The organism is Herbiconiux sp. (genome assembly GCF_023264855.1).
Classification (GTDB): Bacteria; Actinomycetota; Actinomycetes; order Actinomycetales; family Microbacteriaceae; genus Herbiconiux.
This window is the reverse complement of sequence record NZ_JAHFUW010000076.1, coordinates 1-14,273: the sequence shown is the minus strand read 5'-3', so window position 1 is coordinate 14,273 and position 14,273 is coordinate 1. Positions and strand designations below refer to the sequence as shown.

Here is a 14,273-nt window from a genome sequence, read left to right as displayed (position 1 = left end):
CGGCGGCCATAGCGAGAGGGAAACGCCCGGTCACATTCCGAACCCGGAAGCTAAGACTCTCAGCGCCGATGGTACTGCAAGGGGGACCTTGTGGGAGAGTAGGACACCGCCGGACTTACTTTGAAAAGGACCAGCCTTCGGGCTGGTCCTTTTTCATTTAAGGCAGCTTCGAGTAGGGCAGGCTGAAACCATGACTGATTCCGACGCACCCATCCGGCTCGAGGTCGAGCGTGTGCGCTTCTCGGGAGAGACCACCCGGGTCACTCGGGTAACGGTCGACGGGGTCACGTCCGAGCGCGCCTTCGTGCTCGTGGCCGGAGTGGGAGTGGCCGCGACCTACTTCGAGTTCCTGGCGCCGACGCTGGCGCAGCACGGACCGGTCTACGCCCTGGATCTGCCGGGGTTCGCTGGACTTCCTCGACCGAACGAGCAACCGACGGCGGAGTATTTCGCCGGACAGGTGCAGGCCGTTCTGGAGCACTATGCGCTCGAGAACCCCGTGGTGCTCGGGCACTCCATGGGCACGCAGGTGGTGACGGAGCTCCTCGTGCGCCGGCCGGATCTGACCCACGCGGTTCTGGTGAGCCCGGTGATCAACGAGGCGGAGTCCGCCCCCGGCGTGCAGGGGATTCGCTTCGCGCAGTCGGCGGTGCACGAGACGCCGCACCTGGCGCTGACGGCGCTGTCGGCGTACATCCTGTGCGGCGTGGTGTACTTCTTGACCGTGCTGCCGCACATGTTGCGGTACCGCATCAGCGAGCGGATCGGGCTCGTGCAGGCGCAGACGCTGTTCATCCGCGGCGAGCTCGACCGCACCTCCCCGCGCAGGTTCCATACGCGGCTGCGTCAGCGGGCGCGCGATGCGCGCAGCTGGGAGATCGAGGGGGCAGCGCACTCGATCATCAACGCACACGCCATCGGCGTGGCCGAGCTCATCCGCCGGCACCTCGGCGGCTCGCTGGCGCGGCGCGGACGGATGCCGGCAGAGCAGGCTGCGGTTCCGCCCGCACAGCACGCCGACGCGGAGTTGGTGCTTGGGGCGATCGGCAGCCGGGCGGCCGAGTGGGTCAGCACCCTACGCGGGGACGACCGTGGGATCGCGCGCGCCAAGAGAGCGCACGCGAAGATCCTCTGGCGCGCCTTCCGGCCGCGGCGCTGACGCGGCATACTGCTGGCATCGGGGACGAGAGGAGATGCCATGAGCAGTCCGACACCGGTCGATCCACCGCAGATGCCGTCCAATCCCGCGTTCGCCCAGGGGATGATCGCCGAGGCGGGCGCCCGGATGCTGTACATCGGCGGGCAGAACGGCGTCGACGGCGCCGGGGAGCTCGCCGAGGGGCTCGAGGCGCAGACCAGTCAGGCGCTGCGGAACGTTCTCGCGGTGCTGTCCGAGGCGGGGTCGGGGCCTGAGCAGGTGGTGTCGATGACCATCCACCTCGCGGTGGGGGTCGATCCGAACGAGGCCTATGCGGCATCCGCTTCGGTCTGGGGGCGACGGCGTACGGCCGTCACCGTGCTGTCCGTGACACCGGCACGACCCGGGGCGCTCGTCGAGATCACGGCGATCGCCGTGGTGCCGAATCCGGTGTTGCCGGACTCGTAGCGAGAGCCGGGGGTCGAAAGCGTCAGAGGACGGCGTCGACCTCGATCTCGACCAGGAGCTCGGGGGAGGCCAGAGCCGTGACGCCGACGGCGGCGGTGACGGGGCGGATCTCGCCGAAGATCTCACCGTGCACACGGCCGACGGCGTCGAAGTCGGCGATGTCGGTGAGGTAGATGCGCGTGCGGACCACGTTCGCGAAGCCGGCACCGGCCTCGGTGAGCGCGGATTCGAGGCGACGGAAGATCTCGCGCGTCTGTTCCTCGGCGGTCTCGCCGATGCCGCCGGAACTGGTGCCGGCGATGAACAGCAGGTCACCGACCTTAACGGCACGGGAATAGCCGAGGACGGGCTCCCACGGCGATCCGGACGAGTAGTTGACGCGGTCTTCGATGCTCATCCTGCGATCGTAGCGGTGCCCCGCCTCTCGACCGGGCACCGCTCGGGATCGCAGGAAGAGGGTCAGCGGCGCTTCGCGGGGGTGCGGTTCTCGGCGCTGACCATCCAGGCGTACTGCTCGAGCTTCTCGATGATGCCGTGCAGGATGTCGGCGCTGGTGGGGTCGGCCTCGTCGACGGAATCGTGCACCTCGCGGATGGTGCCGACCGTGGCTTCGAGGCGCTGGGTGATGAGGTCGACGGTGTCGGTGGTGAGGATCTCGCCGTTGGGGTACTCGGGCAGCGTCGTGGTGGCCGCGACCGTGTCGCTTCGCCCATCCGGAACCGCGTGCAGCGCACGGAGCCGCTCGGCCACGACGTCGCTGAACTCGCGGGCGGCGTCGATGATCTCGTCGAGCTGCAGGTGCAGGTCGCGGAAGTTCTTGCCCACCACGTTCCAGTGCGCCTGCTTGCCCTGCAGGTGCAGCTCGATCAGGTCGACGAGCACCTTCTGCAGGTCGTCGGTGAGCTGCTTGGAGGCGGTGAAGCCCTTCTCGGCGTTCTGCCGGCGGGTGGTTTTCGCGCCGCCGTCGGCGGGGGCGTTCACGGAGCGTTCGAGGGTGGTGGTCATGGTCGATCCTTTCGATGGTCCGACTGTCGACGCTACGCCCGCAGCCGGATGTCGCCGAGGGGTTGACGGGCAGGATTCAGGGCTCTCGGAGCCTTCTGTCAATCCCGTGGCCGGGTGGGCCCGACCGTCGTACGGTGAAGCTCATGTCCACCATGTACACGCCCCAGGATCCGATCAAGCAGTACCCCAACCCGCCGTTCCCACCGCAGCAGCAGTCGGCGCCCGGCGACATCCACGAGATGGACCCGGCGCCCGACCACGGCGAAGAGAGCTACGTGGGCTCGGGTCGGCTCGCCGGACGGAAGGCCATCGTGACCGGCGCCGACTCCGGCATCGGCCGGGCCGTCGCCATCGCTTACGCCCGGGAGGGCGCCGACGTGGCCCTGTCGTACCTGCCGGTGGAGCAGAAGCAGGCCGAAGAGGTGGCCGCCCTCGTGGAGGCCGCCGGGCAGAAGGCGCTGCTGTTCCCGGGCGACCTGCAGGACGAGGCCACCAACGCGGCGCTGGTGCAGAAGACCGTCGAGGAGTTCGGCGGCGTCGACATCCTCGCGATCATCGCCGGCACCATGCCGACCGTCGACAGCATCGACGACTTCGAGACCGAGACGCTCGACCACGTGCTGAAGACCAACATCTACCCGCTGTTCTGGCTCACCAAGGCGGCCTCGCCGCACCTGAAGCCGGGCGCGTCGATCGTGACCTGCTCCAGCATCCAGGGCTTCAACCCCTCGCCCCAGCTGGCCGAGTACGCCGTGTCGAAGGCCGGGATCGCGAACTGGACCCGGGCCATGGCCCAGCAGCTCGCCGAGCGCGGCATCCGGGTCAACGGCGTGGCGCCCGGTCCGATCTGGACCCCGCTGCAGCCCGCCTTCGTGCCGAACGAGAAGATCGAGTCGTTCGGGAGCGAGGCCGCCTACGGGCGACCCGGCCAGGCCGTGGAACTCGCGCCGCCGTTCGTGATGCTCGCCTCGCAGGAGGCCAGCTACATCAGCGGCGAGACGATCGCCGTGACCGGCGGAACACCGGTTCACTGACCGTCGGGCGCCGGCCCGACACCGACCAGACGCAGACGCGCCGACGAGAGGAACGATCATGAGCGACAAGAACACTCCCCAGGACCCGAGCGACGAGAAGCGCCCCGATGCCGAAGGGCTCCCGGACGGATCGGGATCCGACGGCAGCGACAGCAGCGACGGCGCCGACACCGCCTCGGGCGGGGGCGCCGACGACGAATGAGGACGGCTCCGTGACGCCGGAGAGCGCCGCGGGCACTGTGGGATTGTGGCGGGATTCGCGCGCGATCCTGGTGGAGAGCCTGTGGTGGGCTGCCGGACGGCGTGCGATGCGCTGGACGGACATCAGCACGGGCACTCTGCACACCAGTCCACGGGAGGGGGCGGCGGACGGCTCCGACGACGAGTCGGTACTGCTTCCTCCGCCCCTGGCCTCGTTCCAGCCGGCGGCGGACGGCGGGTTCGTCGCCGCGCTCGGTGACCGGGTGGTGCTGCTGGATGCCGAGGGGGTGCTCCGCGAGACGATCGCGGACATCCCGCACCGGCATCCGGAGCTGCGGCTGAACGAGGGCAAGTGCGATCCCTTCGGATCGTTCGTGGTGGGGTCGATGGACTTACGCGACGAATCGCCCGACGGCGCGCTCTATCGCGTGCATCCGGACGGCAGGCTCGAGACCCTGCTCGGCGGGATCTCGGTGGCCAACGGCTTCGAATGGAGTGACGACGGCCGCACCTTCTACTTCACCGACACCCCGGTGAAGACGGTGTACTCCTGCTCGTACGACGGCACCGGGCCGCTCGGCGAACCGCAGCCGATGCTCACCGGACTGCCTTCGGACGGGCTGGCGCGCGACCGCGACGGCGGATTCTGGAGCGGACTTTACGGCGAGGGAGCGGTGGTGCGGCGGCTGGCCGATGGAACGGTCACCGATCGGATCGAGCTCCCGGCTCCGAACATCACCTCGGTGGCCTTCGGCGGCGACGACCTCGGCACCCTGTTCGTGGGATCCGCCCGCGAACAACTCGAAGAACACGAACTCGAAGCGCACCCGCACAGCGGCGGCGTCTTCACCATCGACACGGCGACGCACGGCTATCCCGTGCACCGCTTCGGCTGAGCATCCGCTCGGCCCCTGACGATTCGACCCCTGCGAAAGGACCCGACAGATGGATCTCGGAATCACCGGCAAGAAGGCGCTCATCACGGGCGGCGACTCGGGCATCGGCTGGCACACCGCCCGCCTGCTGCTCGCGGAGGGGGTCACCGTGGTGATCTCCGACGTCGACCAGGACGAACTCGACAAGGCGGCGGCGAAGCTCGATGCCCCGAAGAACCGGCTGTACGCCTTCGCCGCCGACATCACCAGCGTGGACTCGGTCGCCGCTCTGCACGCGAGCGTGGCGGAGGCCGTCGGCGACATCGACATCCTGGTGCAGGCCGCCGGCGTGACCGGCGCACAGGGACTCTTCCACGAGATCACCGACGAGGGCTGGACCAAGACGATCGAGACCGACCTGATCGGGCCGGTGCGGCTGACCCGCGAGTTCCTTCCCGATCTGCGCAAGGGCGGCTGGGGCCGGCTGGTGTACCTCGCTTCGGAGGATGCGGTGCAGCCCTATGACGACGAGCTCCCCTACTGCGCGGCCAAGGCCGGCATCCTGGCGCTCGCGAAGGGCCTGTCGCGGTCGTACGCCCTCGAGGGGCTGCTGGTGAACGCGGTCTCGCCCGCCTTCATCCACACGCCCATGACCGACGCCATGATGCAGAAGCGTGGCAAGGAATTGGGGGTGCCGACCAAGGAGGCGATCGAGTCGTTCCTGGACGAGGAGCGGCCCTACATGGAGTTGAAGCGCCGGGGCGAACCCGACGAGGTCGCCAACGTCGTGGCGTTCCTGTGCTCGGAGGCGGCGTCGTTCGTGAACGGATCGAACTACCGCGTGGATTCGGGCTCCGTTGCCACGATCTGACTCCCTGCGCAGCGCCGAGGGGTACGCCGAGCTGCGCGACTACGCCGTGATCGGCGACGGGCGCACGGTGGCCGCCATCGCCCGCGACGGACAGATCGACTGGCTGCCGATGCCCGCGCTGGACACCGCCCCGGTGTTCGCCGGGATCGTGGATGCGGGCTCCGGCGGGTACTTCGCCCTGAGGCCGGTCGGTCCGTTCCGGTCGCGGCGCGAGTACGCGCCCGGCACCAACGTGCTGCGCACCACCTTCACGACGCCGGGCGGCGAGGCCGTGGTGACGGATGCGCTGGTGACCGGGGTGGCCGGCCGGCTGCCCTGGGCCGAGCTCGCGCGCCGGATCGAGGGCACCCGCGGGACGGTGGAATTCACCTGGGAGGTGGTGCCGGGGCCGCTGTTCGTGGCGGAGCCGGTGCAGCGGGTGCAGACGCTGTACGGGCCGGTGCTGAAGGTCGGCACGGTCGACCTGGTGCTCGTGGGGTTCGAGCACGGGCGCACGGACGCGCAGGAGGGTGCCCGGTTCGAGGGGGCGTTCAGCACGTCGATCGGATCGCGCCACCTGATCGCGCTCTGCGGCACCGACGACGAGCCGATCCATCTGCCCGATCCGCGGATCGTCGACCAGGGGATCGACCGCACGATCGACAACTGGGCCAACTGGTCGGAGGTGTTCTCCTACGACGGGCCGTGGGCCGAAGCCGTGCACCGCAGCGTGCTCGCGCTCAAGCTGCTGATCTATTCGCCCACGGGCGCGATCGCCGCCGCGGCCACCACCGGCTTGCCCGAGAACGTGGAGGGCGGCAAGAACTACGACTACCGCTTCGCCTGGGTGCGCGACCTGGCCTACACGGTCGGCGCGCTGACCCGTTTCGGCCTGCGCGAGGAGACCCACGCCGCCGTGTCGTGGGTGCTCTCGACCATGAAGGCGCACGGCGGCGAGCTCGGAATCTTCTACACCCTGCAGGGCGGCACGGCGCCGGGACTTCGTCGAACGGAGGCGGAGGGCTGGCAGGGCATCGGGCCCGTCGACACCGGCAACCAGGCCGGCGGCCAGTTGCAGCTGGGCGTCTATGCCGACGTGCTGGGCATCATGCGGCAGTACGTGGAGGCCGGCAACATCCTGGACGGCAACACCGGTGAGCTGCTGTGCGCCTTCGCCGACAGCGCCTGCCGGATGTGGCCGAAGAAGGACTCGGGGATGTGGGAGCTGCCCCAGAAGCGGCACTACACAACGAGCAAGATCGGCTGCTGGCGAGCGCTCGAAGACGCCTGTCGGCTGGCCGAACTCGGCGAGATCACGCCGTCGGCGGAATCCCTCGCGCGCTGGCAGAAGAACCGGCGGCTGCTGGAGCGCTGGATCGCGAAGCACGGCTGGTCGGAGAAGAAGCAGGCCTACGTCATGTACCCGGGCTCCGAGGTGCTGGACGCCTCCGTGCTGCTGCACGCCTCGAGCGCTTTCGGACCGGAATCGCGGATGCGGGCGACCGTCGAACGGATCGTCGAGGAGCTCGCCGTCGGGCCTCACGTGTACCGGTACTCCGGGGTGGACCAGGAGGAGGGCACCTTCGTGGCCTGCAGCTTCTGGCTCGTGCAGGCGCTCGCCGCGCTCGGCGAGCGGCCGGCGGCGACGGAGCGGATGAACGCCCTGGTCGCGGCGTCGAACGACGTGGGGCTGTACTCCGAGATGATCGAACCCTCGTCGGGCCGGTTCCTGGGCAATCTGCCGCAGGGGCTCAGCCACCTCGCCCTGGTGAACGCCGCGACGGCCTTCGGCGCTCAGGGGTAGAGGCCGCGCAGCCGGTGGGCCTCGGTGACGCGCTGCACGGCCAGGGCGGTCGCGGCGGCGCGGAGGGTGATCCCGTGGTGGGCCGCGAAGTCGGTGACGGCCGTCCAGCCGCTGCGCATCCGCTCTTCCAGGCGTGACTCGACCTCGTCGAGACCCCACCGGAACGACTGGTTCGACTGCACCCACTCGAAGTAGGACACGATCACGCCGCCGGCGTTGGCCAGGATGTCGGGTACCACGACCACGCCCGCCTCGGACAGGATGTGGTCGGCCTCTCGGGTGGTTGGCCCGTTCGCACCCTCGACCACGATGCGGGCGCGGATGCGGCGGGCGTTCTCGCCGTTCAGCACGCCTTCGACGGCGGCGGGAACGAGCAGGTCGACGTCGAGCTCGAGGGCTTCCGCGCCGTTCAGCGGCGTCGAACCAGGGAAGCCGACCACGGTGCCGTGCTCGTCGACATGGCGGCAGAGCAGCTCCACGTCCAGCCCGGTCGCGACGTGCACGGCGCCGTATTGGTCGGCCACGGCGACCAGGCGCACGCCGGCCTGGTGCAGGAATCGCGCGGCGTCTCGGCCGACCTTGCCGAAGCCCTGGACCACGGCCGTGGCGCCCACCGCCTCGATGCCGGCCGACTCGAGCGCGGCGAGCGCCACGTGCACCACTCCGCGCGAGGTGGCGCTGGAGCGGCCGAGCGAGCCGCCGAGGCTCAGCGGCTTGCCGGTGACGACGCCGGGCACGGTGTGGCCGACGCTCACCGAGTAAGTGTCCATCATCCAGGCCATCACGCGTTCGTCGGTGCCGATGTCGGGAGCCGGGATGTCGCGCTGCGGGCCGATGATCGGCAGGATCTCGGTGGTGTAGCGGCGGGTGACTCGCTCGAGCTCGGCACTGGAGTAGCGGCGCGGGTCGATCGCCACACCGCCCTTGGCGCCGCCGTAGGGCACATCGAGGAGGGCGCACTTCCAGGTCATCCACATGGCTAGAGCGCGCACCTCGTCGACGTTCACATCCGGGCTGAAGCGCAGACCGCCCTTGGCCGGACCCCGTGAGATGTTGTGCTGGATGCGGTAGCCGGTGAGCACCTCGACGGTGCCGTCGTCGCGACGGAGCGGGATGCTCACGGTGAGCTCGCGGCGAGACGCCTTGAGCATGGCGTGGGTTCCCTCGTCGTACTCGTGGAAGGCGATGGCCTCGGCGAGCTGGGCGTGCGCATCGGCCAGCGCCTGGCTGCCGGGGGACTGCACCGTGCTCTCGGCGGACTGTGCCCTGGGTGCGGGTGATGCGATGGTCACGGAACCTCCTCGTTCTCTCCGAGGCAACGGTAGGTTCGGGCCGGCGCCGCGGCGCTTGCCGGTCCGGCGTGCTCGCCACGGAATCGAGCCGGATCGGAGGTGGTGTTTTCGCGCCCCGGTGTTCCCGGTCGTCGCCCGGCCTTGCCCGGACGGCAAGATCGACCGATCTTCGCGCGGCCGATCTCCCCGGCTCGGTCCGCCGGCGGGCAGGATCGAGGTGTCCGGTCGCCGCGCGCTGCACGAATGGTTAGGTCCCAGAAGCCGACGCGACCGGACCTCAGCCCGCCTCCGGCTTGGGCCGCGCGTCGCCGCCGGCTCGGCTATTCTGGGCGAAGGTGGGTAGTGGGTACCCACTCGGGTGTGTATCTGCGGTTCAGATCTCCTTGGGGGGAGAGTCGATCTTGGGGGGAGAGTCGATGCGAAATCGTTCAATCGTCGGGGCGCCGTTGCGGCGCCGGATGCTCGCCGTGCTCGCCACGGTCGCGCTCGCCGTGGGCGGGCTGGTCACGTCGGCCGCACCGGCCTCGGCTGCATCGCTTCCGGGTTTTCTGCACACCAGCGGCGCGAGCATCAAGACCGCCTCCGGCAGCACCTACGTGGTGAAGGCCGCCAACTGGTTCGGCATGGAGACCTCGAACTGCGCGCCGCACGGGCTGTGGTCGATCTCGCTGGACCAGGGGCTCGCCCAGATCGCCTCGATGGGCTTCAACACCATCCGGCTGCCGTTCTCGAACGAGTGCCTCGCCCAGTCGTCGTCGAACTCGATCAACCAGCAGATGAACCCGACGCTGGTGTCGCTCAGCCCGCTGAAGCTGATGGATGCGGTGATCGCCCGGGCGAAGACGTACGGGCTCAACGTCATCCTCGACCGGCATCGGCCCGACTCCGGCTCGCAGTCCGAGCTCTGGTACACCGGCCGGTACAGCGAGGCGCAGTGGGTCGCCGACTGGACGATGCTCGCCGCGCGCTACAAGACGCAGTCGTCGGTGATCGGCTTCGACCTGCACAACGAACCCCACGGCAACGCGTGCTGGGGATGCGGCGACCCGGCGACCGACTGGCAGGCCGCGGCCACCCGGGCCGGCGACGCCGTGCTGGCCGTGAACCCGAAGCTGCTCATCCTCGTCGAGGGTGTCGAACGGCAGTCCTCGGGCGGCTCGACCTGGTGGGGCGGAGGGCTCTCCGGCGTCGCGAGCAAGCCGGTGACGCTCAAGGTGGCGAACCAGGTCGTGTACTCGCCGCACGACTATCCGTCGACGGTCTACAACCAGACCTGGTTCCAGGCATCCGACTACCCGGCGAACCTGCCCGCGGTGTGGGAGAAGAACTGGGGCTTCATCGTGACGAAGAAGATCGCGCCGGTGCTGCTCGGCGAGTTCGGCACGAAATACGAGACCACGAGCGACAAGCAGTGGCTGGCCTCGCTCGTGGGCTACCTCGGCACGAAGAAGATGAGCTTCGCGTACTGGTCGTTCAACCCGAACAGCGGCGACACCGGTGGGTTGGTGAAAGACGACTGGACGACGCCGCAGACCGCCAAGCTGCTTGCGCTGAAACCGCTGATCGGGGCGGGGTCGGTGGTTACTCCGACGCCGGTGCCGACGCCGAGCTCGACGCCCCAACCGACCTCGACGCCCGCGCCGACGGCGACACCCACCGCGACGGCGACGCCGAAACCCACGGCGACGCCAACGCCGAAACCCACGGCGACGCCCACGCCGACGCCGACCCCGAAGCCGACCGTCACGCCCACCCCTACCCCTACCCCGACACCCACGACGCCGCCGTCGCCCGGTGGGGCGGTCTCGGCGACCTGGATGCTGCAGAGCGCCTGGGGCGAGGGCTATGTCGCCGAGCTGCTCGTGACGGCGAGCGCGAAGACGGCGGGGTGGACGGTCAGCTGGCGCGATCCGACGGTCAGCGGGGTGGTGAACGCCTGGGGGATGACCTGCACGGCGGTGCCGAAGACCTCGATCACCTGCACGGGTGCGGACTGGGCCGGACCGCTGTCGGCCGGGCAGTCCGTGCGCGTGGGGCTTCAGGTGGCCGCATCAGCGGCACCGTCCTCGCCCGCGCTCACCGTCACGGCGCGCTGAGGGGCGCGATCCGCTGGATGATCGCCGTGAGGCGGGCGTGCAGCTCGAGCAGCTCGTCGAGGTCGACCCCGAGGGCGTCGACGACCTGAGGCGGCACCGTCTCGGCCTGAGCGCGCAATGCTGTGCCGGCGTCGGTGAGGCGCACCGCGAGCTGGCGCTCGTCGGCGGCCGAGCGCTCCCGGGTGACCAGGCCCGCGGCCTCCAGGCGCTTCACCAAGGGGGAGAGGGTGGGCGGCTCCAGGCGTAGCACCTCGGCGAGGTCGGAGAGCGAGCGCGGGGCGCGCTCCCAGAGCGCGAGCATCACCAGATACTGCGGATGCGTGAGCTCCAGCGGTTCGAGGATCGGCTTGTAGGCGCCGATCACGGTGCGCGAGGCGACGGCCAGCGCGAAGCAGAGCTGGCGGTCGAGAGCGAGCAGGTCGTCGGCGGGGACGGCGGTGGCGGCATCCGTCTGACTCATTCCCATAATTAGTTAGTATACTAATTGTTATGGCACGAAAGAAAACCCGCGAACCCAACCCGATGAACCCGTTCGACGGCAAACCGGGGTTTCTCAACAACCTCAACCGCGTCGTGTTCATGTTCACGGGGCCGGCTCAGGTGGGCATCGGGCGCGCCGAGGCGCCCTACGTGCCGCCGGCCGATCCGCGCTGCCCGCTCTGCGGCCAGGCGATGGCGCGGCACGAGATCGACCGCAGCGGCGAGCGCACCCAGCTGCACTGCCCGGCCGCCGTCTCCGCCTGACCGCGGTCGGTTTCTCGGCCGCCTAGTCGGGGTCGGTCGAATCCGGGGCCGGTGCCGGCACTCAGGGCGCCAGCGTCGTCCAGGCCGCGGCTCCGGCAGGGATGCGGCCCGAGCGGTCGAGCCGGGCGGCGGCGCACTCCGGTTTGCGGATCGCCTGGTCGTGGATCGCGTCGGCGAACCGGGCCGAGAAGTCCAGCCGCGGCACCCGCGCCGTGACGGCGGCGAGCACGGCGGGATCCCAGAGCTGCGGGTCGGCGCCGGCCACGTCGAGGCTGGTGGCGGCTTCGAGTAGGTAGCCCTCGGCATCCTGCTCGGGATCGACGCTCACCCACATGTGCCGCTCGATCACCTCGAGCACGCGGGTGCGGCGCGCTTCCGGCCAGCCCGCCCCGGCCGCGAACACCCAGGCCGCAGCGCCACCCGCCGTCTCGAACGGGAGGGTGTGCGAGTCGAAGGCCGCAGTGACGCCGAGGTCGTGCAGCATCGCCGCCACGAAGAGCAGTTCGGGGTCGTAGTCGAGGCGGAGGGAGTCGCCGAGCGCGCGTGCCCAGGCCCAGGAGCGCAGCGAGTGGTTCGTCAGCTCGGGAGAGCTCCAGCGCCGGGCGACCTCGAGGGCGAGGGCGGAGGCCTCGGTCGGCGGGCGCAGGATGGCGTCGATCGGGTCGGTCATCGGTCTCCAGTTCATCGTGCCGTCCGCCGGCAGTTCATCGTGCCTTCCGCCGGCGCCGGGCGGCGAGCGGTGGGCGCCGTAAGGGGCCGGCGGCGGATCGCGGTCGTCAGCCAGTCTCGCGGGTGGCGGGGAGCCGGATGCGGCGGTCGGCGGAGAATGGCAGGAAACCGCGCATCGGCGACCGGAAGTGACCGTGCCTGACAGGGCGGGCTCCGGGAGGCGTAGGCTCTGGGGTGTGAATGAGATGAACAGCGGTCTGCCCTCGGGGCGTCAGGAGGTCGTCGGCGCGTCATCCGCCGACGTCAGGTAGAGCATCCGGGTCTGCGGATCCGCTCCCTGTCCACCACCCCGCTTCCCGCCGCGCCTTTCGCCGGCGGTTTCTCCGAAAGACATCTCCTCATGCATTCTCTGACCGAAAAAGACATCCGCACCTCGTTCGTCAACGCCTCCCAGCGCGAACGCGGCTCGCTCACCCTGCCGGCCGGGTTCGAGTCGCTCGACTGGGACACCCGCGACTTCCTCGGCTGGCGCGACCCCAAGCTGCCCGCGGTGGGCTACGTCGTGGGCCGCGTGGACGACGCCGTCGTGGGCGTGCTGCTGCGGCAGGCCGACGGTCGCATCCGCACCCGTCCGCAGTGCTCGTGGTGCGAAGACGTGACCCTGCCCAACGACGTGGTGCTGTTCAGCGCGAAGCGCGCGGGCGCCGCAGGGCGCAACGGCGACACGGTGGGCGTGCTGGCCTGCGCCGCGTTCGAGTGCTCGGCGAACGCCCGCCGCCGCCCGCCCATGGCGTACGTCGGCTTCGACGTGGAGGCCGCCCGGCAGCAGCGCGTGCTCGCGGTGCAGGAGCACATCGAGAGCTTCCTGCGTACCGTTCGCGAGGGGTGAGCTCAGGCCTCGTCGGCGTCGGAGGTGGTGGCGGATGCGGCGTCGGTGTCGGAGGTGGATGCGGCGCCGGCGCCCGCTGCGGCCTGGGCACGCGCCATCCGCTTGCCCAGGATGATCGCTCCGGCGGCACCGGCTGCCCCGGCGGCCAGCGCGAAGACCCCGGCCTTGGCGCCCCAGCTCGCCTTGCCGAAGGCTGCGTCGACGGATGCCCGGCCCGGGCCGGCGGACGCGATCGCGGTGACCGCGGCGATCAGCACCGCGTTGTACTCGTAGCCGCCGCCGGAGTTCCAGGGGCCGTTCTTGGCGTGCACCTTGCTGATGGCCGTGACCATCGTGGCCACCAGACCGGTGGCGGCCATGGGCGTCGCCAGGCCGAGGGCGAGGGCGGCCCCGCCACCGGCCTCGGCGAGTCCGGCCGCCAGCGCGTTCGGCTTCGCCGGCTGCATCTCGAGCTTCTGCATCATCTGCGCGGTGCCGTCCAGGCCGTGACCGCCGAGCGCGGTGCTGAGCTTCTGCACGCCGTGGCCGACGAAGGCGCCGCCCACCACGAGCCGCAGCACGAGTATTCCGAAGTCCATCAGAGCCGATCCCTTCTGCGGATGCACCCCGCATCCGTCGTGCGCTGGAGCCTACGCCGCGCCGCGCACGCCCGCCCGCGGGCTGCCCGTGCGGAGAGGGTGTGCGTCAGCTCGCCGTCCAGCCGCCGTCGAGGGTGTAGCTCGAGCCCGTGGCCATGGCAGCGTCGTCGGAGGCCAGCCAGGCCGCCAGCGAGGCGACCTCCCCGGGTTCGACCAGCCGTTTGACGGCGGCTTCGGTGAGCATGATCTGCTCGAGCACCTGCGCCTCGGGGATGCCGTGCAGCTCGGCCTGCTGCGCGATCTGCTTCTGCACGAGCGGCGTGTTCACGTAGCCCGGATTGATGCACACGCTCGTCACCCCGTGCGGCGCTCCCTCGAGCGCGGTGACCTTCGAGAACCCCTCGAGCCCGTGCTTCGCCGTGACGTAGGCGCTCTTGAACGCCGAGGCCCGAAGCCCGTGCACCGACGACACGTTCAGGATGCGCCCGAACCCCCGTTCGTACATGCCCGGCAGCGCGGCGCGCACCAGCAGGAACGGCGCCTCCAGCATCAGGCTCAGGATGCGCCGGAACTCGGCCCGGCCGAACTCCTCGATCGGGCTGAGGTGCTGGATGCCCGCGTTGTTGACCA

17 protein-coding genes and 1 rRNA gene are annotated in these 14,273 nt (G+C 70.2%); 11 read left to right on the top strand and 7 right to left on the bottom strand.

Annotated features, from left to right (window positions below):
* The 3 genes from rrf to Q0D75_RS20110 form a co-directional block, all read left to right on the top strand.
* Window positions 1–115: ribosomal RNA gene (rrf, locus tag Q0D75_RS20120) — 5S ribosomal RNA — on the top strand; the annotation flags it as partial.
* A gap of 75 nt (window positions 116–190) precedes the next feature.
* The gene (locus Q0D75_RS20115) at window positions 191–1,159 is read left to right on the top strand and encodes an alpha/beta fold hydrolase (protein ID WP_291057505.1); all 969 of its coding nucleotides are present in this window, start codon (window positions 191–193) and stop codon (window positions 1,157–1,159) included.
* A gap of 39 nt (window positions 1,160–1,198) precedes the next feature.
* A complete protein-coding gene (locus Q0D75_RS20110; protein ID WP_291057502.1) occupies window positions 1,199–1,606 on the top strand; it encodes a RidA family protein in 408 nt (135 codons plus the stop codon).
* A 22-nt stretch (window positions 1,607–1,628) separates the two neighbouring features.
* On the opposite strand, the gene Q0D75_RS20105 is transcribed toward Q0D75_RS20110, so the two are convergent.
* Both Q0D75_RS20105 and Q0D75_RS20100 read right to left on the bottom strand, forming a co-directional pair.
* Window positions 1,629–2,003: a RidA family protein gene (locus tag Q0D75_RS20105; RefSeq protein ID WP_291057500.1), complete on the bottom strand. Its 375-nt coding sequence runs from the start codon at window positions 2,001–2,003 to the stop codon at window positions 1,629–1,631.
* Window positions 2,004–2,065: 62 nt separating this feature from the next.
* A complete protein-coding gene (locus tag Q0D75_RS20100; RefSeq protein ID WP_291057498.1) occupies window positions 2,066–2,611 on the bottom strand; it encodes a DNA starvation/stationary phase protection protein in 546 nt (181 codons plus the stop codon).
* A 143-nt stretch (window positions 2,612–2,754) separates the two neighbouring features.
* Between Q0D75_RS20100 and Q0D75_RS20095 the strand changes: the two genes are divergently transcribed.
* From Q0D75_RS20095 to Q0D75_RS20075, 5 genes are read left to right on the top strand one after another with little or no spacing between them, the layout of a single operon-like run.
* Window positions 2,755–3,645 (top strand): SDR family oxidoreductase, encoded by an 891-nt coding sequence (locus Q0D75_RS20095; RefSeq protein ID WP_291057496.1) that lies wholly within the window; start codon window positions 2,755–2,757, stop codon window positions 3,643–3,645.
* Between the two features lie 58 nt (window positions 3,646–3,703).
* Entirely contained in the window at window positions 3,704–3,847 is a 144-nt protein-coding gene (locus tag Q0D75_RS20090; protein ID WP_291057494.1) for a hypothetical protein, read from the top strand.
* Between the two features lie 10 nt (window positions 3,848–3,857).
* The gene (locus Q0D75_RS20085) at window positions 3,858–4,742 is read left to right on the top strand and encodes an SMP-30/gluconolactonase/LRE family protein (protein WP_291057492.1); all 885 of its coding nucleotides are present in this window, start codon (window positions 3,858–3,860) and stop codon (window positions 4,740–4,742) included.
* Between the two features lie 49 nt (window positions 4,743–4,791).
* Window positions 4,792–5,592, top strand: a complete 801-nt coding sequence (locus Q0D75_RS20080) for an SDR family oxidoreductase (protein WP_291057490.1) — start codon at window positions 4,792–4,794, stop codon at window positions 5,590–5,592.
* Window positions 5,579–7,375 (top strand): glycoside hydrolase family 15 protein, encoded by a 1,797-nt coding sequence (locus tag Q0D75_RS20075; RefSeq protein ID WP_291057488.1) that lies wholly within the window; start codon window positions 5,579–5,581, stop codon window positions 7,373–7,375. Before Q0D75_RS20080 ends, Q0D75_RS20075 begins: the two co-directional genes overlap by 14 nt.
* On the opposite strand, the gene Q0D75_RS20070 is transcribed toward Q0D75_RS20075, so the two are convergent.
* Entirely contained in the window at window positions 7,366–8,619 is a 1,254-nt protein-coding gene (locus Q0D75_RS20070; protein ID WP_291057506.1) for a Glu/Leu/Phe/Val dehydrogenase, read from the bottom strand. The two genes, Q0D75_RS20075 and Q0D75_RS20070, sit on opposite strands and share 10 nt — an antisense overlap.
* A 464-nt stretch (window positions 8,620–9,083) precedes the next feature.
* Between Q0D75_RS20070 and Q0D75_RS20065 the strand changes: the two genes are divergently transcribed.
* The gene (locus Q0D75_RS20065; protein ID WP_291057486.1) at window positions 9,084–10,763 is read left to right on the top strand and encodes a cellulase family glycosylhydrolase; all 1,680 of its coding nucleotides are present in this window, start codon (window positions 9,084–9,086) and stop codon (window positions 10,761–10,763) included.
* On the opposite strand, the gene Q0D75_RS20060 is transcribed toward Q0D75_RS20065, so the two are convergent.
* Complete coding sequence (locus Q0D75_RS20060; protein ID WP_291057484.1) at window positions 10,750–11,229, bottom strand: MarR family transcriptional regulator; 480 nt, start codon at window positions 11,227–11,229, stop codon at window positions 10,750–10,752. The two genes, Q0D75_RS20065 and Q0D75_RS20060, sit on opposite strands and share 14 nt — an antisense overlap.
* Before the next feature lie 23 nt (window positions 11,230–11,252).
* Between Q0D75_RS20060 and Q0D75_RS20055 the strand changes: the two genes are divergently transcribed.
* A complete protein-coding gene (locus Q0D75_RS20055; protein ID WP_291057482.1) occupies window positions 11,253–11,507 on the top strand; it encodes a hypothetical protein in 255 nt (84 codons plus the stop codon).
* Window positions 11,508–11,568: 61 nt separating this feature from the next.
* Here Q0D75_RS20055 and Q0D75_RS20050 read toward each other — a convergent pair whose 3' ends face one another.
* Window positions 11,569–12,192 (bottom strand): HD domain-containing protein, encoded by a 624-nt coding sequence (locus tag Q0D75_RS20050; RefSeq protein ID WP_291057480.1) that lies wholly within the window; start codon window positions 12,190–12,192, stop codon window positions 11,569–11,571.
* Window positions 12,193–12,576: 384 nt separating this feature from the next.
* On the opposite strand from Q0D75_RS20050, the gene Q0D75_RS20045 reads away from it, so the two are divergent.
* Window positions 12,577–13,065, top strand: coding sequence for an FBP domain-containing protein (locus Q0D75_RS20045; RefSeq protein ID WP_291057478.1), 489 nt, complete (start codon window positions 12,577–12,579; stop codon window positions 13,063–13,065).
* 2 nt (window positions 13,066–13,067) lie between these two features.
* Here Q0D75_RS20045 and Q0D75_RS20040 read toward each other — a convergent pair whose 3' ends face one another.
* Window positions 13,068–13,643 (bottom strand): DoxX family protein, encoded by a 576-nt coding sequence (locus tag Q0D75_RS20040; RefSeq protein ID WP_291057476.1) that lies wholly within the window; start codon window positions 13,641–13,643, stop codon window positions 13,068–13,070.
* Window positions 13,644–13,749: 106 nt separating this feature from the next.
* A partial coding sequence (locus Q0D75_RS20035) for an SDR family oxidoreductase (RefSeq protein ID WP_291057474.1) occupies window positions 13,750–14,273 on the bottom strand: 524 nt, incomplete at its 5' end.